Below are 23,377 nucleotides of genomic sequence, written 5' to 3'. Positions count from 1 at the left end.
GGGAATCATTCTTTCCAGGTCAAAACGATTTTTCCGATGTGCTGGTTGGACTCCATCAGCCCATGCGCCGCCGCCGCCTCACACGCGGGAAAGTGGCGGTAGACCACAGGCTTGATCTGGCCGCTGGCCAGCAGGGGCCAGACGCGCTGGCGCAGCTGCTGCGCAATCGCCGCCTTGAAGGCGACGGGGCGCGCGCGCAGGGTCGAGCCCGTGAGCGTCAGGCGCTTGGCCATGAGCTGCCAGGCGTTGACCTCGGCGCGCACGCCGCCCTGCACGGCAATCAGCACCAGGCGCCCGTCCTCGGCCAGGCAGTCGAGCTCGCGTGCGACGTAGCTGCCGGCGACCATGTCGAGCACCACGTCCACGCCGCGCCCGCCGGTGATGCGCTGCACCTCGGCAACGAAATCCTGCGTGCGGTAGTTGATGGCATGGTCTGCCCCCAGCGCCAGGCAGGCGGCGCACTTGTCGTCCGCGCCCGCCGTGACGATGACCTGGGCGCCAAACGCCTTCGCCAGCGCGATGGCGGCCACGCCAATGCCACTGCTGCCGCCTTGTACCAGCAGCCACTCCCCGGCCTGCAGGCGCCCTCGGTCGAAGACGTTGCTCCAGACGGTGAAAAATGTCTCGGGCAAGGCCGCCGCTTCCACGTCGGACAGCGGGGGCGGCACCGGCAGGCATTGCGCCACCGGGGCGACGCAATACTCGGCATAGCCGCCGCCCGTGACCAGGGCGCACACGCGCTCGCCCAGCGCCAGGCCAGCCGCAGCCAGCGCCGCCGCATCACCGGCGACGATGCGCCCGGCCACCTCCAGCCCCGGCAGCTCCGAGGCGCCCGGCGGTGGGGCGTAATGCCCCAGGCGCTGCACCACGTCGGGGCGGTTGACGCCGCTGGCCGCCACCTCGATCAGCAACTCGCCCACGCCCGGCTCGGGCCGGGGGCGCTGGCACAGCTGCAGCACCTCGGGGGCGCCCGGCTGGGTAATAGCAATGGCTTGCATCATGGAGAGCACCAGGTATTTGCAATGATTTTGGCCACTAGCGCCCGGTAGACAAGCGCCAGCAGCTATCAAAATAAGAGCAAATTATTCCTGCGACGGCTGCTCAGGGGCGCCGTCGTGGCTGCGCTCGGCACGCGGTTCACGCGGCTCGCGGTACTCGCGCGGCTGGCGCGGTGCGCGCTCGCGGTACTCGCGCGGTTCACGCGGCTCGCGCTCGGGCATACCGGCGGGGCGCTCGATCAGCGCCTTCATCGACAGCTTGATGCGGCCCTTGTCGTCCGTCTCCAGCGCCTTGACCTTGACGATCTGGCCTTCCTTGAGGTAGTCGTTGACGTTTTCCACGCGCTCGTGGGCGATCTGGCTGATGTGCAGCAGGCCGTCCTTGCCGGGCAGCACGTTGACCAGGGCGCCGAAGTCCAGAATCTTGACGATCGGGCCTTCATAGACCTTGCCCACTTCCACTTCCGCCGTGATTTCCTCGATGCGGCGCTTGGCCTCTTCGGCCTTGGCGGCTTCGGTGGCGGCGATGGTGATGGTGCCGTCTTCCTCGATGTTGATCTGGCAGCCAGTCTCGTCGCACAGCGCGCGGATGGTGGAGCCGCCCTTGCCGATCACGTCGCGGATCTTCTCGGGGTTGATCTTCATGGTGAAGAGCTTGGGCGCGAAGCTGCTGATCTCGGCCTTGGCTTCGCCCATGGCTTCCTGCATCTTGCCCAGGATGTGCATACGCGCTTCCTTGGCCTGGGCCAGCGCCACTTGCATGATTTCCTTGGTGATGCCCTGGATCTTGATGTCCATCTGCAGCGCTGTGATACCGGCGGTGGTACCGGCGACCTTGAAGTCCATGTCGCCCAGGTGATCTTCATCGCCCAGGATGTCGGTCAGCACGGCGAACTTGTTGTCTTCCTTGATCAGGCCCATGGCGATGCCGGCGACGTGCGCCTTCATCGGCACGCCGGCGTCCATCATCGACAGGCAGCCGCCGCAGACGGAGGCCATGGACGAAGAGCCGTTGGACTCGGTGATCTCCGATACCACGCGGATGGTGTAGGGGAACTCTTCCTTGCTCGGCAGGCAGGCGACGAGCGCGCGCTTGGCCAGGCGGCCGTGGCCGACTTCGCGGCGCTTGGTCGAGCCCATGCGACCCACTTCGCCGGTGGCAAAGGGAGGCATGTTGTAGTGGAACAGGAAGCGGTCTTCGAACTCGCCGGCCAGCGCGTCGATGCGCTGCGCGTCGCGCTCGGTGCCCAGGGTGGAGATGACCAGCGCCTGCGTCTCGCCACGCGTGAACAGGGCCGAGCCGTGGGTGCGCGGCAGCACGCTGTTGCGGATCTCGATGGGGCGCACGGTGCGCGTGTCGCGGCCGTCGATGCGCGGCTCGCCGGCCAGGATCTGGCCGCGCACGATGCGCGCTTCGATGTCGAACAGCATGTTATCGACCTTGACGCCGTCAAACGCCACGCCCTGCTCGGTCAGGCCGGCCTTGGTGGCGGCGTAGGCTTCACGGCAGGCTTGCGTGCGCAGCTGCTTGTTGCGGTTCTGGTAGGCGGCGCGCAGCTTGTCTTCGGCCAGGGCGGTCACCTGGGCGATCAGGGCCTCGTCCTTGGCTTCGGGCTGCCAGTCCCACACCGGCTTGCCGGCCTCGCGCACCAGCTCGTGGATGGCGTTGATGGCGATCTGGCTTTGCTCGTGGCCATAGACCACGGCGCCCAGCATCACGTCTTCGGGCAGCTGCAGGGCTTCGGATTCAACCATCAGCACGGCGGCTTCGGTGCCAGCCACCACCAGGTCCATCTGGCTGCCCTTGCGCTGGGTCTGGCCGGGGTTGAGCACGTATTCACCGTTGATGTAGCCCACGCGCGCGGCGCCGATGGGGCCGTTGAACGGGATGCCGGACACCGACAGCGCGGCGCTGGTGGCGATCATGGCGGCGATGTCGGCATCGACCTCGGGGTTGAGCGAGATGGTGTGGATGACCACGTGCACCTCGTTGTAGAAGCCCTCGGGGAACAGCGGGCGGATCGGGCGGTCGATCAGGCGGGAAGTCAGCGTCTCCAGCTCCGACGGCTTGGCCTCGCGCTTGAAGAAGCTGCCGGGAATCTTGCCGGCGGCGTAGGTCTTCTCGATGTAGTCCACGGTCAGGGGGAAGAAGTCCTGGCCCGGCTTGGAGGTCTTGGAGGCGACCACGGTGGCCAGCACCACGGTGTCGTCGATGTTGACCAGCACGGCGCCGGAAGCCTGGCGCGCGATCTCGCCGGTTTCCATGGTCACACTGTGTTGGCCCCATTGGAAGGTCTTGGTGACTTTGTTGAACATCGTCATAGCGGTTTGCTCCTGAAAAAATAGCTGCTTACGCTCAAGCAGCAAGGGTTTGGAGGTTCAACAGACCGCGATGCCATTCCAGACAAGCGCTGGCAGCTATTGTTTTGATAGCCAGTGCGGGTATGGAATGACACAGCTTCGCTCTGTTTTTCTCTCCAGTGAAAAAGTAAAAAACGCCTGAGCCAGCGAACCAACTCAGGCGTTTGCGTGCCGTGCAGCGCTTACTTGCGCAGGCCCAGCTTGGCGATCAGGGCGGTGTAACGGTCAGCGTCCTTGGCCTTGAGGTAGTCCAGCAGCTTGCGGCGACGGCTCACCATGCGCAGCAGGCCACGGCGACCGTGGTGGTCCTTGGCGTGCGTCTTGAAGTGGGGCGTCAGCTCGTTGATGCGGGCGGTCAGCAGGGCCACTTGCACTTCCGGGCTGCCGGTGTCGTTTTCGGCGCGTTGGTTGGCTTTGACGACTTCAGCCTTGATGGAGGCAGCGATCATGATTTTTTCCTTCAATGTAGGCGGCCATGAAAGCCGCCGGGGTTACTTGCGCCGTGGGCTGGAAGGGCCTGCGGCGTGCGTCTTGCACCATGCAAAACCCGTCGATTATAACGCGCGGGGCTTTTTTGCCTCTACAGTTGCTCCCGCCCAATCCCCCCACCCCAGGTACGGGCTCGCCGTTTGCGCTGCAAAATTGGCTAAAGATGCATACGATATGCACGTTTATAAAAACAACCCCACCCCACCATGAGCCAGCCGCCCGCCCAGCCCGCCACCACCGCCCCCGTCCAGGACGCTGCACTCACGCAGGCGCTGGCACGCCCCTACCAGCATGGCTTCACGACCGACATCGAGTCCGACAGCCTGCCCCCCGGGCTCGATGAGGACACCATCCGCGCCATCTCGCGCAAGAAAAAAGAGCCTGAGTTCTTGCTCAACTGGCGCCTGGCGGCATTCGAGCGCTGGCAGGCGATGGAGCTGCCCGACTGGGCGCACCTGAAGATCGCGCCCATCGACTTCCAGGCGCTGTCGTACTACAGCGCGCCCAAGTCACTCAAGGACAAGCCCAAGAGCCTCGACGAGGTCGATCCCAAGCTGCTCGAAACTTACGAAAAGCTCGGCGTGCCGTTGCACGAGCGCGCCGCGCTCGCGGGCGTGGCGGTGGATGCGGTGTTCGACTCCGTCTCGGTCGGCACCACCTTCCGCCAGCAGCTGGCCGACGTGGGCGTGATTTTTTGCTCCTTCTCGCACGCGGTGCAGCACCACCCGGAGCTGGTCGAAAAATACCTGGGCACCGTCGTGCCGCAGGGCGACAACTTCTACGCCGCGCTCAACTCCGCCGTGTTCTCCGACGGCTCTTTCGTCTACATCCCCAAGGGCGTGAAATGCCCGATGGAGCTGTCGTCGTACTTTCGCATCAACGCCAAGGGCACGGGGCAGTTCGAGCGCACCCTCATCATTGCCGAGGAAGGCAGCTCGGTGAGCTACCTGGAGGGCTGCACCGCGCCGCAGCGCGACGAGAACCAGCTGCACGCCGCCGTGGTCGAGCTGGTGGCGCTGGACGACGCCTTCATCAAGTATTCGACGGTGCAAAACTGGTACCCCGGCGACGAGAACGGCGTCGGCGGCATCTACAACTTCGTCACCAAGCGCGGCCTGGCCGCCGGCAAACGTTCGCGCATTGCCTGGACGCAGATCGAAACCGGCTCGGCCATCACCTGGAAGTACCCCTCCTGCGTGCTGCGCGGCGAGGGTTCGAGCGGCGAGTTTTTCTCCATTGCCGTCTCCAACCACCGCCAGCAGGCCGACACCGGCACCAAGATGATCCACCTGGGCAAGAACACCACCAGCCGCATCGTCTCCAAGGGCATCAGCGCCGGCCACGCGCACAACGCCTACCGCGGCCTGGTGCGCATCAACCCCGGCGCCGAGGGCGCGCGCAACCACACGCAGTGCGACTCGCTCTTGATCGGCCCGCACTGCGGCGCGCACACCTTCCCCTACGTGGATACGGCGCGCAGCGACGCCGTGGTCGAGCACGAAGCCACCACCACCCGCATCAGCGAGGAGCGCCTGTTTTACTGCCAGCAGCGCGGCATCGACCCCGAGGAGGCCACCGCCCTCATCGTCGGCGGCTTTTGCCAGGCGGTACTCGAAGAACTGCCGATGGAATTTGCCCTGGAAGCCAAGGCGCTGCTGGCCGTGTCGCTCGAAGGCGCCGTTGGCTAACACTGCGATTTTCAAGAACAAATCAGGCTGCAACGCCCAATGGACAAGCGCCAGCAGCTATCAAAACAATAGCAAATAACAGGAACCCCACCCCATGACGACCTCCCCCACCCCCTTGCTGCAAGTGCGCGACCTGCGCGTGGCCGTTGGCGAGCGCACCATCTTGCAGTCGGTGTCGTTTGACGTGCAGCCGGGCAGCCTCACGGTGCTGATGGGCGCCAACGGCAGCGGCAAATCCACCCTCGGGCTGGCGCTGGCCGGGCACCCGAACTTTCGCGTCGAGGGCGGCCAGGCGCTGCTCGCCGGGCAAGACCTGCTGGCCATGGCCGCGCACGAGCGCGCCCGCGCCGGGCTGTTCGTCTCCTTCCAGGCGCCACCGGACATCCCGGGCGTGAAGAACAACCTTTTCATCCGCACCGCGCTCAACGCCGTGCGCGAGGCCCGGGGCGAGGCGCCGCTGGACGCCTTTGACTTCCTCACCAGCGCCAAGAGCGCCGCCAAAGACCTGGGCCTGCCCGCCGCCATGCTCGGCCGCCCGGTGAACGAGGGCTTCTCCGGCGGCGAGCGCAAGCGCAACGAGCTCTTGCAGCTGACCCTGCTGCAGCCGCGCCTGGCGCTGCTCGACGAGATCGACTCCGGCATGGACGTGGACGGCGTGCGCACCGTGGTCGAGCAAGTCGCCCGCCTGCGCGCGGCGGGCATGGCCTTCATCGTCATCTCGCACTACCTGCAGATGATCGAGCAGCTCGCGCCCAGCGCCGTGCTGCGCCTGGACCAGGGCCGCATTGCCGAGGTGGGCGACCTGGCCCTGGCCCAGCGCATCGCCCGCACCGGCTTTGCCGCCGCCAGCGCCACCCCCGCCACGCAAGGGGCCTGAACATGGACAGCGCACTGCAAGACCGCCAGGCCGCCCAGGCCCAGCTGCAGCAAGGCGGCTGGATCGCCCGGCGCAGCGAAGCCTTCCACCACCTGCCCCCGCCCGCGCTGGCGCAGTGGCTGGGCGCTGACGAGGCCACGCCCGACAACATCGCCCCCACCACCCCAACTGCACCCGAATGGCAGCTGCACATCGACAGCGGCAGCGCCGACGCCGTGCAGGTGCAATGGCTGAGCGCCCTCAACGCCCGCGACCGCGCCGCGCTCCTGGCCGCCCTGCCCGCCCCCGGCGCAGGCCCGGCCAAGGCGCAAGAAGCCGCACCCTTTGCCTGGGCACACCGCGCCCTGTGCCGCCAGGGCCTGCACCTGCGCATTGCCGCGCCCGCCAGCGCGGATGCGCCCCCCGTGGTGATCACGCTGCGCCACCAGCCGCACAGCGCCGTCAGCGCGCCCGCGCTCATCGTCGAGCTGGCGCCCGGCGCGCGCTGCCTGCTGCGCGAAGAGCACGCGGGCAGCGGCACGCACAACCTGCACAGCCACATCCGCCTGGGCGCGGGCGCGCAGCTGCAGCACCTGCGCCTGGCCACGCCCGGCAGCGGCGCGCAGTGGGCGCACCACGTGCACGCCACGCTGGCCGCGCAGGCCGAGTACGCCCAGGCCCTGGTCGCCAGCGACAGCGCCTACCACCTGCAGCGCCACAGCGTGCAGCTGCAAGGCCGGGGCGCGCAGGCCCGCCAGGGCGCGCTCTTGCTGCTCGACGCCCAGCAAATCGACCAGCAAACCCACACCGACCTGCAAGCTGCGCACAGCCACAGCGCCGTGCGCTCCCTGGTGCTGGCGCACAGCGGCGCGCGCGCCGTGAGCAACGCCTACACCCGCATCGCCCCCGGCGCCGACGAGGCCCAGGTGCTGCAGCGCCTCACGGGCATTCCACTGGACGGCGCGCCGCGCCTGATCCTGCGCCCGCACCTGGAAATCCTGCACGACCAGGTGCAGGCCGCCCACGGCGCCACCTGGGGCGCGCTGCCACCAGACGCCCTGTTCTACGCCCGCCAACGCGGCCTGGCCGAGGCCGAGGCCCGCGCCCTCATCACCCAGGGCATGGCCCGCGCCGTACTCGAAGCCACCCTGCCAGGCAGCGACTGGCTGGGCCAGTGGCTCGACACCGGCTGGCTCGCCCAGCGCCTGGCCACGCACGCCCAGGGCGGCAGCGGGAGCACCGCATGAAAGCCATGGATTTGATAGCTATTAATTTGATAGCTGCTAGCGCTTACCCAGCAAGCGTTAGCGCCATTTTTAACCTCAACCCCCTCTCCCCCAGCCCCTCCCCCACGCGGGGGGAGGGGAGCATGGCCGCGCCCAGCCTGCACCCGCATTCACTCCCTCTCCCCTTGCGGGCTTGTGTATGCACACATCTTTTGACGGCTCCCATCCGCCTGGTCAAAGAGCGGTTTTTGCTCCCCTCCCCCCTCGCGGGGGAGGGGCCGGGGGAGAGGGGGCGCTGGCAGCACCTTGCCTATTCACCCCTCTCCCCAACCCTCTCCCGCAAGGGGAGAGGGAGTGCAAACCAGCGCCAAACAAGCGTTGTGCGCTATCAAAAAAAGATGTGTGCATACATAAGTCCCTTGCGGGAGAGGGTTGGGGAGAGGGGGGGCCACACGCGCAAGAACACACTGCACAGGAGCCGCTGCCATGGCTAGCCCCCTGCTCCCCCCTACCCTGCGCGCGCAGTTTCCCATCCTGGCGCAAACCATCCACGGCCAGCCGCTGGCCTACCTGGACAACGCGGCCACCACGCAAACACCGCTGGCCGTGCAGCAGGTGCTGCAGCAGTTTGAGCAGCACGACCGCGCCAACATCCACCGGGGCGTGCACAGCCTGAGCCAGCGCGCCACCGACGCTTTTGACAGCGCCCGCGCCACGCTCAAGGCCTTTGTCGGCGCCGGCCAGCAGCACGAACTGGTCTTCACCAGCGGCACGACCGAGGCGCTGAACCTGGTCGCCTGGGGCCTGTGGGCCGGCGGCCCCGGCCACGCCTGGCTGCGTCCGGGCGACCGCATCATCAGCACCGCGCTGGAGCACCACGCCAACCTCGTGCCCTGGCAACACGCCGCGCGCATGAGCGGCGCCGAGCTGGTGGTGCTGCGCCCCGATGCCGCTGGCCGCATCACCGAAGCCACCCTGGCCGCCGCCCTCACGCCCCACACCCGCGTGCTGGCGCTGACGGCCACGGCCAACGCCAGCGGCGAGCGCCCGCCCTACGAGGCCCTGCTGGCCCAGGCCCAGGCCGTGGGCGCACTCACCGTGCTCGACGCCGCCCAGGCCGTGGCCCACGCCATGCCGGCGCTGGCCGATCTGGCGTGCGACTTCATGGCCTTCTCCGGCCACAAGATGTACGGCCCCATGGGCACGGGCGCCCTGGTGGGGCGGCGTGCGGCGCTTGAGCGCCTCTACCCCCTGCGCCTGGGCGGCGACATGGTCGAAGACGTCAGTTGCGAGCGCGCCCTGTACGCCGGCCTGCCCGCCCGCCTCGAAGGCGGCACGCCCAACGTCGCCGGCGCCGTGGGCCTGGCGGCGGCGGCCGACTTCATCACCGGCATAGGCCGCAGCAGCATCGATGCGCACATCCACCACCTGCGCGCGCAAGCCGTGGCGGGCCTGCAGGCGCTGGGCGGCGTGACGGTGCTCGCGCCCCACGCCGTCGATGCCGCGCTGGTGTCCTTTGTGGTGCAGGACGTGCACCCGCACGACATCGGCACCTTGCTCGACGAGCGCGGCATCGCCGTGCGCACCGGCCACCACTGTGCCCAGCCCCTGCACGACCACCTGGGCCTGGGGCCGACCACCCGCGCCTCCTTTGCCCTCTACAACACCCCCGACGAGGTGCAGCGCCTGCTCGACGGCGTTGCCCACGCACTGAAAGTTCTCCGATGAGCAGCGCAGAAAACGATCTTTACCAGGAAGTGGTGCTGGAGCACAAACGCGCCCCGCGCAACTTCGGCCACCTGCAAGACCCCACGCACCAGGCGCAGGGCACCAACCCCTCGTGCGGCGACCGCGTGGCCGTGGAGCTGCGCATGGACGGCAGCACTGTGCAGGACATCCGCTTTTCCGGCCAGGGCTGCGCCATCTGCATGGCCTCGACCTCGATGATGACCGAGGCCGTCAAGGGCCGCGACGTGGACGTGGCCAAGACTTTGCAGCAGCACTTTCGCGCCGTGCTCACGGGCGAGGAAGACCCCGAGGAAGCGCCGCTGGGCAAGCTCGTGAGCCTGGCGGGCGTGCGCCAGTACCCCAGCCGCATCAAGTGCGCGCTGCTGGGCTGGCACGCGCTCATGCACGCCATTGCAAGCAACGACGCGCAGGCCGTGAGCACCGAAGAAGGAGCGCAGCCATGATGCACCGCCGCGAACGCGAAGACGTGCTGGTGCGCCGCACCGTGATGGTGGAAACCGTGCCCAGCGGCCAGCCCTACGAACTGCAGGAAGGCCAGATCGTGCAGATCACCCAGGCCCTGGGCGGCTCCTTCACCCTGGTGGCGCAGGGGCAGATGGTGCGCCTGAAAGGCCAGGACGCCGACGCCATCGGCAAAGAGCCGCCCCAGGCCATCAGCGCCCCGGCCGACCTGCACCTGGACGACCTCGAACCCCTGGTGTGGGACACGCTGCGCACCTGCTACGACCCCGAGATCCCGGTCAACATCGTCGATCTGGGCCTGGTCTACAAGCTCGACTTCGAGCCGCTCGACGGCAGCGACCAGGTGCGCGCCGTGGTCACCATGACGCTCACCGCCCCCGGCTGCGGCATGGGCGAGTCGATTGCCAACGAAGTCTGCGACAAGGTGCTGGCCCTGCCGCGCGTGGGCGAGATCACCGTCAACCTGGTGTTCGACCCGCCCTGGGAGCGCTCCATGATGAGCGAAGAGGCGCAGCTGACGCTGGGGTTATGAGCCGCCTCTGAGCGCGGCGTTTATCATCGCGCCCCCATGAGCCACCGCCCCCCCTGCCGCGTCACGGACCGGCACCGCTACGACACCCTGATCGACGCCCGCACGCCCGCAGAATTCGCCCTCGACCACATCCCCGGCGCCATCAACCTGCCGGTACTGAGCAACGAAGAGCGCGTCATCGTCGGCACGCTGTACAAGCAGCAAGGCGCCTTTGAGGCACGGCGCGTGGGCGGCGCCATGGTGGCGGCCAACCTGGCGGCGCACCTGCGCGGCCCGCTGGCCGAGCAACCCGCGCACTGGCGCCCGCTGGTGTATTGCTGGCGCGGCGGGATGCGCAGCGGCACCATGGTGCAGTGGCTGCGCCTGGTGGGCTGGGATGCGCAGCAAATGTACGGCGGCTACAAAGCCTGGCGCCGCCACGTCATCGACCAGCTCGACGCCCTGGCGCCGCAGCTGGCGCTGCGCGTACTCTGCGGCCCCACCGGCAGCGCCAAGACGCGCGTGCTGCAGGCGCTGGCCGCGCAGGGCGCGCAGGTGCTCGACCTCGAAGGGTTTGCCCGCCACCGGGGCTCGGTGCTCGGTGCCCTGCCCGGCGTGGCGCAGCCGGCACAAACCGCGTTCGAGACGCAGATCGTCGCCGCCCTCGACGCCATGGATCTGCAGCGTCCGATCTACATCGAGGCCGAAAGCGCGCGCATTGGCCGCCTGAACGTGCCCCTGGCGCTGCTCGGCCGCCTGCGCGCCAGCCCCTGCATCGAGATTGAGGCCGGCACCGCCGCACGCCTGGATTTCCTGCTGCGCGACTACGCCAACCTGGGCGACGACCCGGCGCAGCTGGCGCGGCTGCTGGGCACCCTCAAGGAATTGCACGGCAGCGAGGTCATTGCCCGCTGGCAGGCCTGGGCACACGAGCGCACCCTGGCGCCCTTGTTTGCGGAGCTGATGGCGCTGCACTACGACCCGCTGTACCAGCGCTCGCAGAGCAAAAACCTGTTCCAGTGGGCCACGCGCCAAAGCGTCGCCACCGACGATTTAACGCCCGCCTCGGTCAACGCCCTGGCGCAGGCGATTGCACAGCTGGCGCCAGCTGCTGCACCCAGGCCGTGATGGCCGGCGCCTCGCGCAGCAGGCGCAGCTCGGCAAACGCCACCTCGGCCTCGGGGTAGCGCCGGCGCAGCAGGTTGAGCCACTGCTTGATGCGCCCGGCGCGCTGGTGCGCCGACATGCAGCCGCTGACCAGCTGCCAGAACGCCTGCAGCTGCGGCACCAGCGCACTCCAGGGCAGCACGGCAGCGCCGCACTGGCCAGCGTCGTGCGCGCGGATCGCCAGCGCCAGCCCCGGGTCGGCAACGGCGCCGCGCCCGAGCATGAGCGCGTCGCAGCCGGCGAGCGCGCGGCAGCGCAGCGCATCTTCGAGCGTCCAGATTTCGCCATTGGCCACCAGCGGCACGCGCAGCGCCGCACGCAGCGCGGGAATGCGCTCCCAGTAGGCCGGCGGACGGTAGCCGTCCTCCTTGGTGCGCGCGTGCACCACGATCTCGCCCGCGCCGCCATCCTGCATCGCCAGGGCGCAATCGAGCGCCTGCGCGCTGTCGCTCCAGCCCAGGCGCATCTTGGCCGACACCGGCAGCGCCGCCGGCACGGCGCGGCGCACGGCGGCCACGACGGCGCCAATGCGCTCGGGCTCGCGCAGCAGCGCGGCGCCGCCGCCGTGGCGGTTCACGGTCTTGGCCGGGCAGCCAAAGTTCAGGTCTATGCCTTCGGCGCCCAGCTGCGCCAGGCGCGCGGCGTTCTCGGCCATGCAGGCCGGGTTCGAGCCCAGCAGCTGCGCGCGCACCGGCACGCCCGCGGGCGTACAGCTGCCGTTTTGCAGCTCCGGCAGGGTGCGCAAAAACACCCGCTCGGGCAGCAGCTGGTCGGTGATGCGGATGAACTCGCTGACGCAGCGATCGACGCCGCCGACGCGCGTGAGCAGGTCGCGCAGCACCCAGTCGAGCAGGCCCTCCATCGGCGCCAGCAGCAGTGGTTTATGGGTCAAATCAGGCTCCAGCGCTTGATACACAAGCGCAAGCAGCTATGAAATTTATAGCACTCCGAGGCGCCAGAGCGACGTCAGCTCGGCGCTGCGGGCGGCGTGCAGCGGGTCGGCCGCGTCCTGCGCCTTGGGGTGCTGCGCGCGCGTGTCGTGGCGCGCGAGCACGCGCAGGCCGGCGGCCTCGATCCAGGCCAGCAGCTGCGCACGCGGGCGCAGGCCCAGGTGCTCGGCCAGGTCGGAGAGGATGAGCCAGCCCTCGCCCCCGGGCGCCAGGTGCGCCTTGAGCCCCGCCAGGTAGCCGCGCAGCATGGCGCTGTCCTCGTCGTACACGGCGCGCTCGATGGCGCTGCTGGCACGCCCGGGCAGCCAGGGCGGGTTGCAGACGATGAGCGGCGCCCGCCCCGGCGGAAACAAATCGGTGTGCAGCAGCTGCACCTGCGCCGCCAGACCCAGGCGCTGCAGGTTGTCCTGCGCGCAGGCCAGGGCGCGGGCGTCCTGGTCGGTGGCGACGATGCGCGCCACGCCCCGGCGCGCGAGCACGGCCGAGAGCACGCCCGTGCCGACGCCGATGTCGAACGCCAGCGCACAAGCGGGCGGCAGCGGCGCCTGGGCCAGCAGCTCGACGTATTCGCCGCGCACCGGCGAGAACACGCCGTAGTGCGGGTGGATGTGCGCGCCGCCCAGGGCAGGAATCGGCACGCCTTTCTTGCGCCACTCGTGCGCGCCGTTGGCGCCCAGCAGCTGGCGCAGCGGCATGACCAGGGCCTGGCCCGGCGCCGGGCCCCAGGCCTCGGTGCAGGCGGCGCGCCAGTCGGGCGCGCGGCGCAGGGCCACGCTGTAGTCGCCCGCCAGCTCGATGAGCAGCATCGACAACACGCGCGCACGCTGGGCCTGCGCCAGGCGGTGCAGGTGAAAGGCTTCGGGAAAAGGCTTGGCCGGCGGCGCTTTACCGCCCTTGCCGCCCTGACCGCCCTTGTCACCCTTGCGCGGCGGGCGCGCCAGGCGCCGCTGCAGCGCCAGCAGCAGCTGGCGGGCGTTGTGGAAGTCACCGCGCCACAGCAGCGCCGTGCCCTCGCAGGCCAGGCGGTAGGCGGCGTCGGCGTTCAGGGTGTCGTCCACGCACTGCACGCGCCGGGGCGGCGCGGCCATGCTCTCGCTGCGCCACAGGGCGCTGCGTTCCTGGCCTTGCTCGTGCCAGCTGAGGGTGGCGGCGGCAGTCACGGTGGTTTAGCTCAGGGGGCGCTGCAGGCGCACTTCTTCGATCTTCACGCCGCCGACGACGGCGGTCTTGGCGGTGCTCATCTCGCGCTTGAAGCCGGCCATTTCATGAAAGCGCAGCGCGCGCTCGTTGCGCAGCGGCACCCAGGCGGTGACGGTGGTGCAGCCCTCTTCGGACAGGCCGTCGCGGGCGGCGTCCCACAAGGCCACGCCCACGCCCTGGTTCCAGTGGCTGGGGGCGGCGTAGATGGCCCAGATTTCGCCCGTGGTTTGGCGCGATTTGGCGTCGCGCGAACGGTCAAAACCGACGAAGCCGACGATCTTGTCGCCATCGACGGCAACTTGCACCTGGGGCTCGCAGTACTCGATGGCTTCGCGCCAGTAAGCCTGGCGCTTCTCCACCGAAGACATGGATTTCAATTGATCATCGGGCAACAGCCCTTTGTAAGCCTCTTGCGCGGAAGTGGTGTGAATCTGTGCAATGGCCTTGGCATCACGCAACGTGGCCGGACGAACCTGGATACTCGACATGGGGGGGAACCGGGAGAGAGGGGGAAATTCGGAAAACCTGCGATTGTCGCAAATTTGCCCGCTACACCTCTAGCCCCCCTGTGCAACTGCCCCGTGCACATACTGGTTTCGGCCTTGACAAGCGTCACAAGCCAGCCGTAATCCCCTCACGCCATCCCCTCACAACCAGCGCCGCAGCAGCGCCATCACGCGGTCAAAACGCGCGCCGTAGGGCGGGTAGAACAGCCAGCCCATGGACAGCGGCGACTGCAGCAGCACCGCCTTCTGGTGCGTCAGGCGCAAGAAACCGATCTCGCCGTGGTAGGCGCCAATGCCACTATCGCCCACGCCGCCAAACGGCAGGTTGTCGTGCGCGATGTGCATCAGCGTGTCGTTCACCGTCACGCCACCGCTGACGGTGCAGGCCAGCACCCGGTCGCGCGCGGCGTTGTCGCTGCCAAACCAGTACAGCGCCAGCGGGCGCGGGCCGGCGTTGATGTGCGTGATGGCGTCGTCGAGCCGCTCGTAGGTCACCACCGGCAAGATGGGGCCGAAAATTTCTTCCTGCATCAGCTGCATGGCCGAGGTGGCGCCAAACACCAGCGTCGGCGCCAGCTGGCGGCTGATGCCCTCGCCCAGGCCGCCCTGGTGGTTGGGCACGGGCTGCGGCGGCGCCGGCTGCACGTTGACCACCTCGGCCCCCTGGGTCTGGGCCTGCTGCAGCATGGTGCGCAGGCGCGCCAGGTGGCGCGGCGTGATGATGGCGGCGTAGTCGGGGTTGCCTTCGATCTGCGGGAACAGCTGCGCCACGGCGGCGCGGTAGGCGGCCGTGAACGCCGCCTCGCTGCCCCTGGGCAGCAGCAGGTAATCGGGCGCAATGCAGGTCTGGCCGGCGTTAAGCAGCTTGCCGTGGGCGATCTTGAGGGCCGCGTCCTGCAGATTGGCGCCAGCATCGACGATGCAGGGCGACTTGCCGCCCAATTCCAGCGTGGTGGGCGTGAGGTTGGCCGCTGCCGCCTGCGCCACCTTGCGCCCCACCGCCGTGGAGCCAGTGAACACCAGATGGTCAAACGGCAGCGAAGCCACCAGCGCCGCCGTGGCCGCGTCGCCCTGGACGACGGCAAACTCCTCGGGCGCAAAGAACTGGCCCACCACCTCGGCGAGCTTGGCGCTGGTGTGCGGCGTGAGCTCGCTGGGCTTGAGCAGCACACGGTTACCCGCTGCCAGCGCGGTGATGGCCGGCGCCAGCGCCAGCTGCACCGGGTAGTTCCAAGGAGAAATCACCCCCACCACGCCCAGCGGCTGGCGCGCGATGTAGGCGCGCGCCGGGCGCAGGTGCAGCGGGGTCGAAACCTTTTGCGGCTTCATCCAGCGCGCCAGGTGCGACTCGGTGTGCGACAGCAGCGCGCGCAGCACAAAAAAATCCGCCACCTCGGACAGGCGCGGCGAACGCATCCCGAAGTCGGCCTGCATCGCCGCCGACAGCGCCCCCTGGTGCTCGTCAATGAGCCGGCGCATCCGCAGCAGGCGCTCGCGGCGCAAAAGCAGGGGCACCTCAGTCTGGGCACGGCTGGCCTGGTACTGGGCGTCGAACAGGGCGCGGATGTCTTCGGTTTTCATGCGCTGCATGATAGGGCGCTGGGCTCGGCCAAATTAGGGTTTGCGCACTTCCCGCACGGTAACGTCGGTAACGCTGTCGGCCCCGGGCAGGACACCGCCACGCCGGCGCGCCGGGGGCGTCCAGCGCTCGGCGCTGCGGTACACGCGGCCAAAGCCGGCGCGCGGATCGATGCCCATGCGCCAGGCCACCACCGGCTGGCCCGTGGCCCGCGCCCACAGCGCACGCAGCAGCCACAACAAGGCCAGCAGCGTGGCGGCGGCGAGCAGGCTCAGGAAAAACACCAAACCGGCGAGCACCAGCACCGCGCGCAGCACCCAACCGATGACGGTGGCAAAAAAATCGGTCAAATCCAATCCTTCTCTAAAACCCCGCGCCCAGGCGGCGCGGGGAGGGCAGCGTTACGCCGCCAGTTCAAATTGAAATACACCCGGCGCCTGCACCGGATCGACATCGACCGCAATCGTGCTCTTGGGCGCAAAGCGGCCTTCGAGCAGCAGCTTGGACAGCGGGTTCTCGATGCGCTGCTGGATGGCGCGCTTCAAGGGCCGGGCGCCAAACACCGGATCGAACCCGACCTTGGCCAGCTCGGCCAGCGCCGCCTCCGACACCTTCAGGTGCAGCTCCAGGCGATCGAGGCGCTGCTGCAGGATGCGCAGCTGAATTCTGGCAATGGCCGCAATGTGCGCCGCATCCAGGCCGTGGAACACCACCGTTTCGTCGATGCGATTGAGGAATTCGGGGCGGAAGTGGTTTTTCAACTCGCCCCACACCGCCTCCTTGATGTCCTCGCTGTCCTGGCCCACCATGGCCTGGATCAGGTGCGAACCGATGTTGCTGGTCATCACGATGACGGTGTTCTTGAAGTCCACCGTGCGCCCCTGGCCGTCGGTCAGGCGGCCATCGTCGAGCACCTGCAAGAGCACGTTGAACACGTCCGGGTGCGCTTTTTCGACCTCGTCGAGCAGCAGCACGGAATACGGCTTGCGCCGCACGGCCTCCGTCAGGTAGCCGCCCTCCTCATAGCCCACATAGCCCGGAGGCGCGCCAATCAAGCGTGCGACGCTATGCTTTTCCATGAATTCGCTCATGTCGATGCGAATCAGGTGCTCCTCGCTGTCGAACAAAAAGCCTGCCAGCGCCTTGCACAGCTCGGTCTTGCCCACGCCCGTGGGGCCGAGGAACAGGAACGAGCCCGTGGGCCGGTTGGGGTCGGACAGACCCGAGCGCGAGCGGCGGATGGCGTTGGCGACGGCGGCAATCGCCTCGTCCTGGCCGACCACGCGCTGGTGCAGCTTGTCCTCCATCTGCAAGAGCTTGTCTTTCTCGCCCTGCATCATCTTGGCCACGGGAATGCCGGTGGCGCGGCTGACCACCTCGGCAATTTCTTCGGCCCCCACCTGGGTGCGCAGCAGGCGGTGCGCAGCCGGCGCACCGGCGCTGCCGGCCTCTTTGGCCTGCGCTTCCTTGAGCTGCTTTTCCAGCTCGGGCAACTGGCCGTACTGCAGCTCGGCGACCTTGTTGAAGTCGCCCTTGCGCTTGAATTCCTCGATCTGCAGCTTGACCTTTTCCACCTGCTCGCGCACCTGCTGGCTGCCCTGGGCCTGGGCTTTTTCGCTTTTCCACAGGTCTTCGAGGTCGGCAATCTCGCGCTGCAGGCTGGCGATTTCTTCCTCGATGAGCTGCAGGCGTTTTTGCGAGGCTTCGTCCTTTTCCTTCTTCACCGCCTCGCGCTCGATCTGCAACTGGATCAGGCGGCGGTCGAGCCGGTCGATGGCCTCGGGCTTGGAGTCGATCTCGATCTTGATCTTGGCCGCTGCCTCGTCGATCAGGTCAATCGCCTTGTCAGGCAGGAAGCGGTCGGTAATGTAGCGGTGGCTCAATTCCGCTGCCGCGACGATGGCCGGGTCGGTGATGTCCACGCCGTGGTGCAGCTCGTAGCGCTCTTGCAGGCCGCGCAGGATGGCGATGGTGGCCTCCACCGTCGGCTCACCCACCAGGATTTTTTGAAAGCGCCGCTCCAGCGCCGCGTCTTTCTCGATGTACTTGCGGTATTCATCGAGCGTGGTGGCGCCCACGCAGTGCAGCTCGCCGCGCGCCAGCGCCGGCTTGAGCATATTGCCCGCGTCCATCGCGCCCTCGGCCTTGCCGGCGCCGACCATGGTGTGCAGCTCGTCGATAAACACAATCGTCTGGCCCTCGTCCTGCGCCAGCTCTTTGAGCACGGATTTGAGGCGCTCCTCGAACTCGCCCCGGTACTTGGCGCCTGCCAGCAGCGCCGCCATGTCCAGGCTGAGTACGCGCTTGCCCTTGAGGCTCTCGGGCACCTCGCCCGCGATGATGCGCTGCGCCAGCCCTTCGACGATGGCGGTCTTGCCCACGCCGGGCTCGCCGATCAGCACCGGGTTGTTCTTGCTGCGCCGCTGCAGCACCTGGATGGCGCGGCGAATCTCATCGTCGCGGCCGATCACCGGATCGAGCTTGCCCATGCGGGCGCGCTCGGTGAGGTCCAGGCAGTATTTTTTCAGCGCCTCGCGCTGGCCCTCGGCCTCGGCGCTATCCACTTTTTGCCCGCCGCGCACGGCGTCGATGGCCGCTTCCAGGCTTTTGCGCGAGAGGCCGTGCTGCTGCGCAATGTGCGTGGCCTCGCCCTTGCCATCGGCCAGGGCGAGCAAAAACAATTCGCTGGCGATGAAGGCATCGCCGCGCTTGATGGCTTCTTTTTCCGTCGCCTGCAGCAGCCGCGCCAGGTCGGGGCCGACCTGCACCTGCTCTTGCCCCTGCACCTGCGGCAGGCGCTTGACGGCGTTCTCGATCGCCGCCTGCAGGGCGGGCAACTGCACGCCGGCGCGCTGCAAAAGCGCACGCGGGCCGTCCTCCTGGCGCAGCATGGCGGCGAGCAGGTGCAGCGGGTCGATGTAGGCGTGGTCGTTGCCCAGGGCCAGGGTCTGGGCCTCGGCCAGGGCTTCTTGGAACTTGGTGGTGAGTTTGTCGATGCGCATGGGGAGGGCTCCCTTGTGTGTGTCAACCATAGTTGAATGACCTCTACGTGATGGCACACCCCCCTGTTTTCAAGCGGTCTGCTCACACCACCAGCCGGTAGCCGATGCCCGCCTCGGTGCACAGGTGGCGCGGGCGCGCCGGGTCGTCTTCGAGCTTTTTGCGCAGGTTGGCCATGTGCACGCGCACGTAGTGCGTGTCGCTGGCGTGGCCCGGGCCCCAGACGGCCTGCAGCAGCTGCTGGTGGGTGAGCACCTTTTCCGGGTGCGCCGCCAGGTAGGTCAGCAGGCGGTATTCGATCGGCGTCAGGTGCAGCGCCTGGCCGGCGCGCGCCACGCTGCGCCGGGTGAGGTCGATGGCCACGTCGCCAAAGCGCAGCAGCGGCTCGCCCGCCGCCGTGGGCCCCTGCTGGCGGCGCAGCTGGGCGCGCACGCGCGCCAGCAGCTCGCCAGCGCCGAAGGGCTTGACCAGGTAGTCGTCGGCGCCGGCGTCCAGGGCGGCGATCTTGTCGGCCTCGCTGCTGCGCGCCGAGAGCACGATGATGGGCATGGCCGACCAGGTGCGCAGCTCGCGAATCAAGTCCACGCCGTCACCGTCGGGCAGGCCCAGGTCGAGCACCAGCAGGTCAGGGCGGCGCGTGCCGGCCTCGATCAGGCCGCGCTGCAAGCTGGCCGCCTCGAACACCTCGTAGCCCTCGGCGGCCAGGGTCAGGCGCACGAAGCGGCGGATGTTGTCCTCGTCCTCGACGATCAGTATGCGGATGGCGTTCATGGTGTCTCTGGGCCCGGCTGCGCGGCAAAGGCCTGGCTGCCGTCGTCCTGCGGCGGCGTGCCGCGCGGCAGCACGATGACGAAGCGCGCACCGGCGACCCGGCCGTCCTGCAGGCGATTTTCGCCCCAGATGCGCCCGCCATGCGCCTGCACGATGGCGCGGCAGATGGCCAGCCCCAGGCCCACGCCCGGCGCGCTCGATTCCTTGCTGCCACGCTCGAACTTCTCGAACACCGCCTCCTCGCGCCCCGGCGGCAGGCCGGGGCCGTCGTCATCGACGGTGATGCGCAGCTCCTGCGCCAGCGGCGTGGCGGCAATGCGAATGGGCGTGGCCGCTGGCGTGTACTTGGCGGCGTTCTCCAGCAGGTTGGCCAGCACGCGTTCGAGCAGCGTGGCGTCCAGGTGCAGCAGCGGCAGGTCATCGGGCAGCTGCAGTTCCACCGGGTGCCGCGCCAGCACCGGCTGGCAGGCGGCCAGGGCGCTGCCCAACACTTCTTCCAGCGGCTGCCATTCGCGGCGCAGGGGCACGCCGCCCGACTCCAGGCGCGCCATATCGAGCAGGTTGGCCACCAGGGCGTTCATGCGCTGCGCCGATTCGCGCATGGCGGCGGTGATCTCGGCCTGCGCCGGCGGCAACGGCGGCTGTGTGCGCTCCAAGGTGTCAGCCAGCCCCACCAGCGCCGCCAGCGGCGTGCGCAGGTCGTGCGAGATGGCCGAGAGCAGCGAGTTGCGCAGGCGCTCGGACTCCATCTGCACCGTGGTGCTCTGCGCCACCTGGATGTAGTGGATGCGCTCGATGGAGATCGCCAGCAGCGAGGCGCAGGTGTCGAGCAGCTGGCGCTGCTCGGGCGTGAGCGTGCTGGCCTGCGCCGGCTGCAGCACCAGCACGCCGCGCAGCCGCATGGGGCCCTTGAGCGGCAGCATCAGGCTGGCGCTGGCCGGCAGCGTGTTCGTGCCCCGGCCTGCGGCCTCGCCCCGGTCGAAGCACCATTGCGCCACGGCGTGATCGACCTGCGCCGAGGCGCCGGGCTGCAGCACCAGATGGTTGTCGTCATCGAGCACCAGCAGAGCCGATGGAGCATTGAATTCGGCCCGCAGAAAACGCGCCCCCACCTCCGCCACCTGCTCCACCTGCAGCACGGCGGAAAGCTCGCGCGACATCTGGTAGAGCCCGCGCACGCGCCGCTCGCGCTCGGTGGCGGCGCGCGCCTGGGCCCGCAGGCTGGCCATGAGCTGGCCCACGACCAGGGCCACCACCAGCATCACGGTGAAGGTGATGAGGTATTGCACGTCGCTGACGTTGAACGACAGCCGGGGCGGCACAAAGAAAAAGTCAAACAGCGCCACCCCCAGAAAGGCCGCCAGCATGGCCGGCCCGCGCCCGTAGCGCAGCGCCACGCCCACCACCACCAGCAGAAACAGCATGACGATGTTGGTCAGCTCCAGCACGCTGCTGAGCGGCGTGGCCAGCAGGGCCACGGCAAAGCAGGCGCCTGTGGCCACCGCGTAGCCCAGCCAGGGGACGGGCGCCGTGGCCCCGGGCGCACGCTGCTGCGGCGGCGCGGCGCCCGCCTGCAGCGGCAGCGGCACCTGCAGGATGTCCATGTCCGGCGTCTGCTCGGCCAGACGCTCGGTCAGCGAGGCGCGCCACTGCCGGCGCCCGCTGCGCCGCCCCAGCACCAGGCGCGAGAGGTTGTGCTCGCGCGCATAGCGCGCCAGCGTGTGCACCACGTCGGCGCCGGTGGGCGTGGCAACGCCCGCGCCCAGCTCCTGCGCCAGCTTGAGCGCGCGCAGGGCCTGCTCGCGCTCGGCCGGGGCCACGTTCTGCTGCGAGGGCGCATCGACGAAAACGGCGTGCCAGGGCAGACCGCTTTGCGTCGCCAGGCGCGCGGCGCTGCGCACCACGGCCTCGCCGCCTGCACCGGGCCCTACGCAGGCCAGCAGCGCGTCGCGCGTGGACCACTGCGGCTGGCCGCCGCGGGCATTGCCGGCGGTGCGGCGCCAGGTCTGCATCTGGCTGTCCACCCGGTCGGCCGTGCGGCGCAGTGCCAGTTCGCGCAGCGCAATCAGGTTGCCCTTGCGGAAGAAGTTGGCCGCCGCGCGCTCGGCCTGCGCGGGGATGTAGACCTTGCCGGCCGCCAGCCGCGCCAGCAGCTCGTCGGGCGGCAGATCGACCACCAGCACCTCGTCGGCGGCGTCGAACAGCGTGTCGGGCACCGTCTCCCAGACGCGGATGCCGGTAATGCCGCCGACGATGTCGTTGAGGCTTTCGAGGTGCTGCACGTTCATCGTGCTCCAGACGTCGATGCCGGCGGTCAGCAGCTCCTCAACGTCCTGCCAGCGCTTGGGGTGGCGCGAGCCAGGCGCGTTGCTGTGCGCCAGCTCGTCGAGCAGCACCAGCGGCGGCGCGGCCCCGCCCAGGTGCACGGCGCCGAAGGCCAGGGCCGCATCCAGGTCGAACTCCTTGAGGCTGCGGTTCTTGTGCGGCACCTCTTTGAGGGGCAGCAGCGGCAGGCCGGCCACCAGCGCCTCGGTCTCGGCGCGGCCATGGGTTTCGACCAGGCCCACCGTCAAGACGGCCCCCTGCGCCTGGGCGGCGCGCGCGGCCTGCAGCATGGCGTAGGTCTTGCCCACGCCCGCCGAGGCGCCAAAGAAAATCTTCAGCCGCCCGCGCTCGGCGCGCGCGGCGTCGGCGTGGACTTGGCGCAGCAGCGCGTCGGGGTCGGGGCGCGGGTCGTCGTGCGTATCGGGCAGTGCGGACATGGCGAATGTTATGTCCTCAGGACTGGCACAGGTGGCGGCCAGAGGAACGCTCAGAAGGTCTTGCCGACCTGCAGCACCACCACCGTGCGGTTGAGCGCACGCGTGGCGCCATTGGTGGCCGACAGGCCGCCGCTGGGCGGGCGGTACATGCCATCGTTGCTAGCGCCGACGGCGGCCAGGCTGGCGTTCCAGCCGCCCTCGAAGCTCTGGCCCAGCGCCACGCGCCAGTCGGCGTAGCTGGGCTTGTGTGCGCCGTAGCGGGCGCGGACGTCGGTGTAGCCGGCGTGAGCGATGAGGTTCAGCGTGTCCGACAGCGGTACGGTCAGCGTCAGGTCGTGGTAGAGCGTGCCGCTGGTGCCGCCGCTGTAGCCGGTGCGCTGGTTGGCGCCGAAGTAGTCGGTGGCCGATACCGACAGCTTGTAGGCGAGCCACTTCCAGCCCAGGCCGGCGTTGAGCTCCAGGGTGTTGAAACGCTGGCTGGGCAGGCCGTCGCAGGGGGCAGAGAAGGCCGCCGAGGGGCATTGCGCATGGCGCAGGTTGGCGCCGGGATAGAGGTAGCCATAGACGCCAGCGGTATAGCTCCAGACGTCGCCAATCTTGCCGTTGTAGCCGCCATACAGGTCGATCTCGGCGCCGCCGCCGGGGTAGGAGCGCTGGCTGACGTTGGAGGCCCAGGCACCGGCATACCAACCGCCCTCGTGGTTCCAGTCGATGCCGCCCTGCACCGCTGGGCGGCCCCAGGTCTGGTCGATACCGCGAAAGCGGTAGTGGCTCGCGAGGTTGAGGTTGGCGCTCCAGCCGGGTTCGGCCTGGGCGGGTGTCGTCACGGCGCCGGCCAGGACTGCAGCCAGTGCAAAAGAGTTGAGAAGACGTTGCATCACAAAATCCGTGGAAAAAGAGAAAAAGGATTCACCACCAGGACGGCTCAGCGCTCGTGCTCGGGTGGGGTGGGCTGTGCCTTGCGCTCGCCCGCGCTGCGCCGCACCAGCAGCCAGGCCAGTGCCATGGGCAGCACCAGCACGGCCAGCGCAGCGAGCAGGGCCAGGCCATCGGCAAGGGTCAGGTCAAAGGCAGGCATCACTATATTTTTAATAGCTGCTTG

Annotated in this window: 20 protein-coding genes; 7 read left to right on the top strand and 13 right to left on the bottom strand. The window is 68.8% G+C overall.

Annotated features, from left to right (window positions below; all coding sequences use genetic code 11):
• Positions 1–5: 5 nt before the first annotated feature.
• The 3 genes from G7045_RS02985 to rpsO all read right to left on the bottom strand — a co-directional run bounded on the left by G7045_RS02985 (position 6) and on the right by rpsO (position 3,808).
• On the bottom strand, positions 6–998 hold the full coding sequence (locus G7045_RS02985) for an NAD(P)H-quinone oxidoreductase (protein WP_166160329.1): 993 nt from the start codon (positions 996–998) through the stop codon (positions 6–8).
• Positions 999–1,082: 84 nt separating this feature from the next.
• Entirely contained in the window at positions 1,083–3,320 is a 2,238-nt protein-coding gene (pnp, locus tag G7045_RS02980) for a polyribonucleotide nucleotidyltransferase (protein ID WP_166157104.1), read from the bottom strand.
• A gap of 221 nt (positions 3,321–3,541) precedes the next feature.
• Complete coding sequence (gene rpsO, locus G7045_RS02975; RefSeq protein ID WP_166157101.1) at positions 3,542–3,808, bottom strand: 30S ribosomal protein S15; 267 nt, start codon at positions 3,806–3,808, stop codon at positions 3,542–3,544.
• A gap of 246 nt (positions 3,809–4,054) precedes the next feature.
• Here rpsO and sufB point away from each other — a divergent pair, with 246 nt between their 5' ends.
• The 7 genes from sufB (at position 4,055) to mnmH (ending at position 11,468) form a co-directional block, all read left to right on the top strand.
• Positions 4,055–5,536 (top strand): Fe-S cluster assembly protein SufB, encoded by a 1,482-nt coding sequence (gene sufB / locus G7045_RS02970; RefSeq protein ID WP_166157098.1) that lies wholly within the window; start codon positions 4,055–4,057, stop codon positions 5,534–5,536.
• Between the two features lie 94 nt (positions 5,537–5,630).
• The gene (sufC, locus tag G7045_RS02965) at positions 5,631–6,413 is read left to right on the top strand and encodes a Fe-S cluster assembly ATPase SufC (protein ID WP_166157095.1); all 783 of its coding nucleotides are present in this window, start codon (positions 5,631–5,633) and stop codon (positions 6,411–6,413) included.
• A gap of 2 nt (positions 6,414–6,415) precedes the next feature.
• A complete protein-coding gene (locus G7045_RS02960) occupies positions 6,416–7,639 on the top strand; it encodes a SufD family Fe-S cluster assembly protein (protein ID WP_166157092.1) in 1,224 nt (407 codons plus the stop codon).
• A gap of 465 nt (positions 7,640–8,104) precedes the next feature.
• Complete coding sequence (locus G7045_RS02955; protein ID WP_166157089.1) at positions 8,105–9,346, top strand: aminotransferase class V-fold PLP-dependent enzyme; 1,242 nt, start codon at positions 8,105–8,107, stop codon at positions 9,344–9,346.
• Positions 9,343–9,810 (top strand): Fe-S cluster assembly sulfur transfer protein SufU, encoded by a 468-nt coding sequence (gene sufU, locus G7045_RS02950; protein ID WP_166157086.1) that lies wholly within the window; start codon positions 9,343–9,345, stop codon positions 9,808–9,810. Before G7045_RS02955 ends, sufU begins: the two co-directional genes overlap by 4 nt.
• The gene (sufT, locus tag G7045_RS02945) at positions 9,807–10,361 is read left to right on the top strand and encodes a putative Fe-S cluster assembly protein SufT (RefSeq protein WP_166157083.1); all 555 of its coding nucleotides are present in this window, start codon (positions 9,807–9,809) and stop codon (positions 10,359–10,361) included. The genes sufU and sufT overlap by 4 nt, the downstream gene beginning before the upstream one ends.
• Before the next feature lie 36 nt (positions 10,362–10,397).
• Positions 10,398–11,468, top strand: coding sequence for a tRNA 2-selenouridine(34) synthase MnmH (mnmH, locus tag G7045_RS02940; protein WP_166157080.1), 1,071 nt, complete (start codon positions 10,398–10,400; stop codon positions 11,466–11,468).
• Here the strand turns inward: mnmH and G7045_RS02935 are convergent.
• The 10 genes from G7045_RS02935 to G7045_RS02890 form a co-directional block, all read right to left on the bottom strand.
• Positions 11,410–12,399, bottom strand: coding sequence for a tRNA dihydrouridine synthase (locus G7045_RS02935; protein ID WP_370521701.1), 990 nt, complete (start codon positions 12,397–12,399; stop codon positions 11,410–11,412). The two genes, mnmH and G7045_RS02935, sit on opposite strands and share 59 nt — an antisense overlap.
• A gap of 45 nt (positions 12,400–12,444) precedes the next feature.
• Positions 12,445–13,545 carry a class I SAM-dependent methyltransferase gene (locus G7045_RS02930; protein ID WP_166160327.1) on the bottom strand — a complete coding sequence of 367 codons (1,101 nt, stop codon included), beginning with the start codon at positions 13,543–13,545 and terminating at the stop codon, positions 12,445–12,447.
• 78 nt (positions 13,546–13,623) lie between these two features.
• Positions 13,624–14,145 carry a GNAT family N-acetyltransferase gene (locus G7045_RS02925; protein WP_166157077.1) on the bottom strand — a complete coding sequence of 174 codons (522 nt, stop codon included), beginning with the start codon at positions 14,143–14,145 and terminating at the stop codon, positions 13,624–13,626.
• 159 nt (positions 14,146–14,304) lie between these two features.
• A complete protein-coding gene (locus G7045_RS02920; protein ID WP_166157074.1) occupies positions 14,305–15,744 on the bottom strand; it encodes a coniferyl aldehyde dehydrogenase in 1,440 nt (479 codons plus the stop codon).
• Between the two features lie 33 nt (positions 15,745–15,777).
• Positions 15,778–16,092 (bottom strand): hypothetical protein, encoded by a 315-nt coding sequence (locus G7045_RS02915; protein ID WP_166157071.1) that lies wholly within the window; start codon positions 16,090–16,092, stop codon positions 15,778–15,780.
• Between the two features lie 51 nt (positions 16,093–16,143).
• The gene (gene clpB / locus G7045_RS02910; protein ID WP_166157068.1) at positions 16,144–18,744 is read right to left on the bottom strand and encodes an ATP-dependent chaperone ClpB; all 2,601 of its coding nucleotides are present in this window, start codon (positions 18,742–18,744) and stop codon (positions 16,144–16,146) included.
• Between the two features lie 82 nt (positions 18,745–18,826).
• Complete coding sequence (gene kdpE / locus G7045_RS02905) at positions 18,827–19,513, bottom strand: two-component system response regulator KdpE (RefSeq protein ID WP_166157065.1); 687 nt, start codon at positions 19,511–19,513, stop codon at positions 18,827–18,829.
• Positions 19,510–22,275: a DUF4118 domain-containing protein gene (locus tag G7045_RS02900; RefSeq protein WP_166157062.1), complete on the bottom strand. Its 2,766-nt coding sequence runs from the start codon at positions 22,273–22,275 to the stop codon at positions 19,510–19,512. The genes kdpE and G7045_RS02900 overlap by 4 nt, the downstream gene beginning before the upstream one ends.
• Before the next feature lie 50 nt (positions 22,276–22,325).
• Positions 22,326–23,153: a TorF family putative porin gene (locus G7045_RS02895; protein ID WP_166157059.1), complete on the bottom strand. Its 828-nt coding sequence runs from the start codon at positions 23,151–23,153 to the stop codon at positions 22,326–22,328.
• Between the two features lie 47 nt (positions 23,154–23,200).
• Positions 23,201–23,353, bottom strand: coding sequence for a hypothetical protein (locus G7045_RS02890; protein ID WP_166157056.1), 153 nt, complete (start codon positions 23,351–23,353; stop codon positions 23,201–23,203).
• Positions 23,354–23,377 lie beyond the last annotated feature (24 nt).

The organism is Acidovorax sp. HDW3 (genome assembly GCF_011303755.1).
Lineage (GTDB): Bacteria > Pseudomonadota > Gammaproteobacteria > Burkholderiales > Burkholderiaceae_C > Paenacidovorax.
This window is presented reverse-complemented; position numbering and strand designations above follow the sequence as displayed.

What these genes read in the sequence shown, in the direction of transcription:
- G7045_RS02985 (WP_166160329.1), bottom strand. Translation starts at nt 998, where the DNA reads ATGCAAGCCATTGCTATTACCCAGCCGGGCGCCCCCGAGGTGCTGCAG.
- pnp (WP_166157104.1), bottom strand. Translation starts at nt 3,320, where the DNA reads ATGACGATGTTCAACAAAGTCACCAAGACCTTCCAATGGGGCCAACAC.
- rpsO (WP_166157101.1), bottom strand. Translation starts at nt 3,808, where the DNA reads ATGATCGCTGCCTCCATCAAGGCTGAAGTCGTCAAAGCCAACCAACGC.
- sufB (WP_166157098.1), top strand. Translation starts at nt 4,055, where the DNA reads ATGAGCCAGCCGCCCGCCCAGCCCGCCACCACCGCCCCCGTCCAGGAC.
- sufC (WP_166157095.1), top strand. Translation starts at nt 5,631, where the DNA reads ATGACGACCTCCCCCACCCCCTTGCTGCAAGTGCGCGACCTGCGCGTG.
- G7045_RS02960 (WP_166157092.1), top strand. Translation starts at nt 6,416, where the DNA reads ATGGACAGCGCACTGCAAGACCGCCAGGCCGCCCAGGCCCAGCTGCAG.
- G7045_RS02955 (WP_166157089.1), top strand. Translation starts at nt 8,105, where the DNA reads ATGGCTAGCCCCCTGCTCCCCCCTACCCTGCGCGCGCAGTTTCCCATC.
- sufU (WP_166157086.1), top strand. Translation starts at nt 9,343, where the DNA reads ATGAGCAGCGCAGAAAACGATCTTTACCAGGAAGTGGTGCTGGAGCAC.
- sufT (WP_166157083.1), top strand. Translation starts at nt 9,807, where the DNA reads ATGATGCACCGCCGCGAACGCGAAGACGTGCTGGTGCGCCGCACCGTG.
- mnmH (WP_166157080.1), top strand. Translation starts at nt 10,398, where the DNA reads ATGAGCCACCGCCCCCCCTGCCGCGTCACGGACCGGCACCGCTACGAC.
- G7045_RS02930 (WP_166160327.1), bottom strand. Translation starts at nt 13,545, where the DNA reads ATGGCCGCGCCGCCCCGGCGCGTGCAGTGCGTGGACGACACCCTGAAC.
- G7045_RS02925 (WP_166157077.1), bottom strand. Translation starts at nt 14,145, where the DNA reads ATGTCGAGTATCCAGGTTCGTCCGGCCACGTTGCGTGATGCCAAGGCC.
- G7045_RS02920 (WP_166157074.1), bottom strand. Translation starts at nt 15,744, where the DNA reads ATGAAAACCGAAGACATCCGCGCCCTGTTCGACGCCCAGTACCAGGCC.
- clpB (WP_166157068.1), bottom strand. Translation starts at nt 18,744, where the DNA reads ATGCGCATCGACAAACTCACCACCAAGTTCCAAGAAGCCCTGGCCGAG.
- kdpE (WP_166157065.1), bottom strand. Translation starts at nt 19,513, where the DNA reads ATGAACGCCATCCGCATACTGATCGTCGAGGACGAGGACAACATCCGC.
- G7045_RS02900 (WP_166157062.1), bottom strand. Translation starts at nt 22,275, where the DNA reads ATGTCCGCACTGCCCGATACGCACGACGACCCGCGCCCCGACCCCGAC.
- G7045_RS02895 (WP_166157059.1), bottom strand. Translation starts at nt 23,153, where the DNA reads ATGCAACGTCTTCTCAACTCTTTTGCACTGGCTGCAGTCCTGGCCGGC.
- G7045_RS02890 (WP_166157056.1), bottom strand. Translation starts at nt 23,353, where the DNA reads ATGCCTGCCTTTGACCTGACCCTTGCCGATGGCCTGGCCCTGCTCGCT.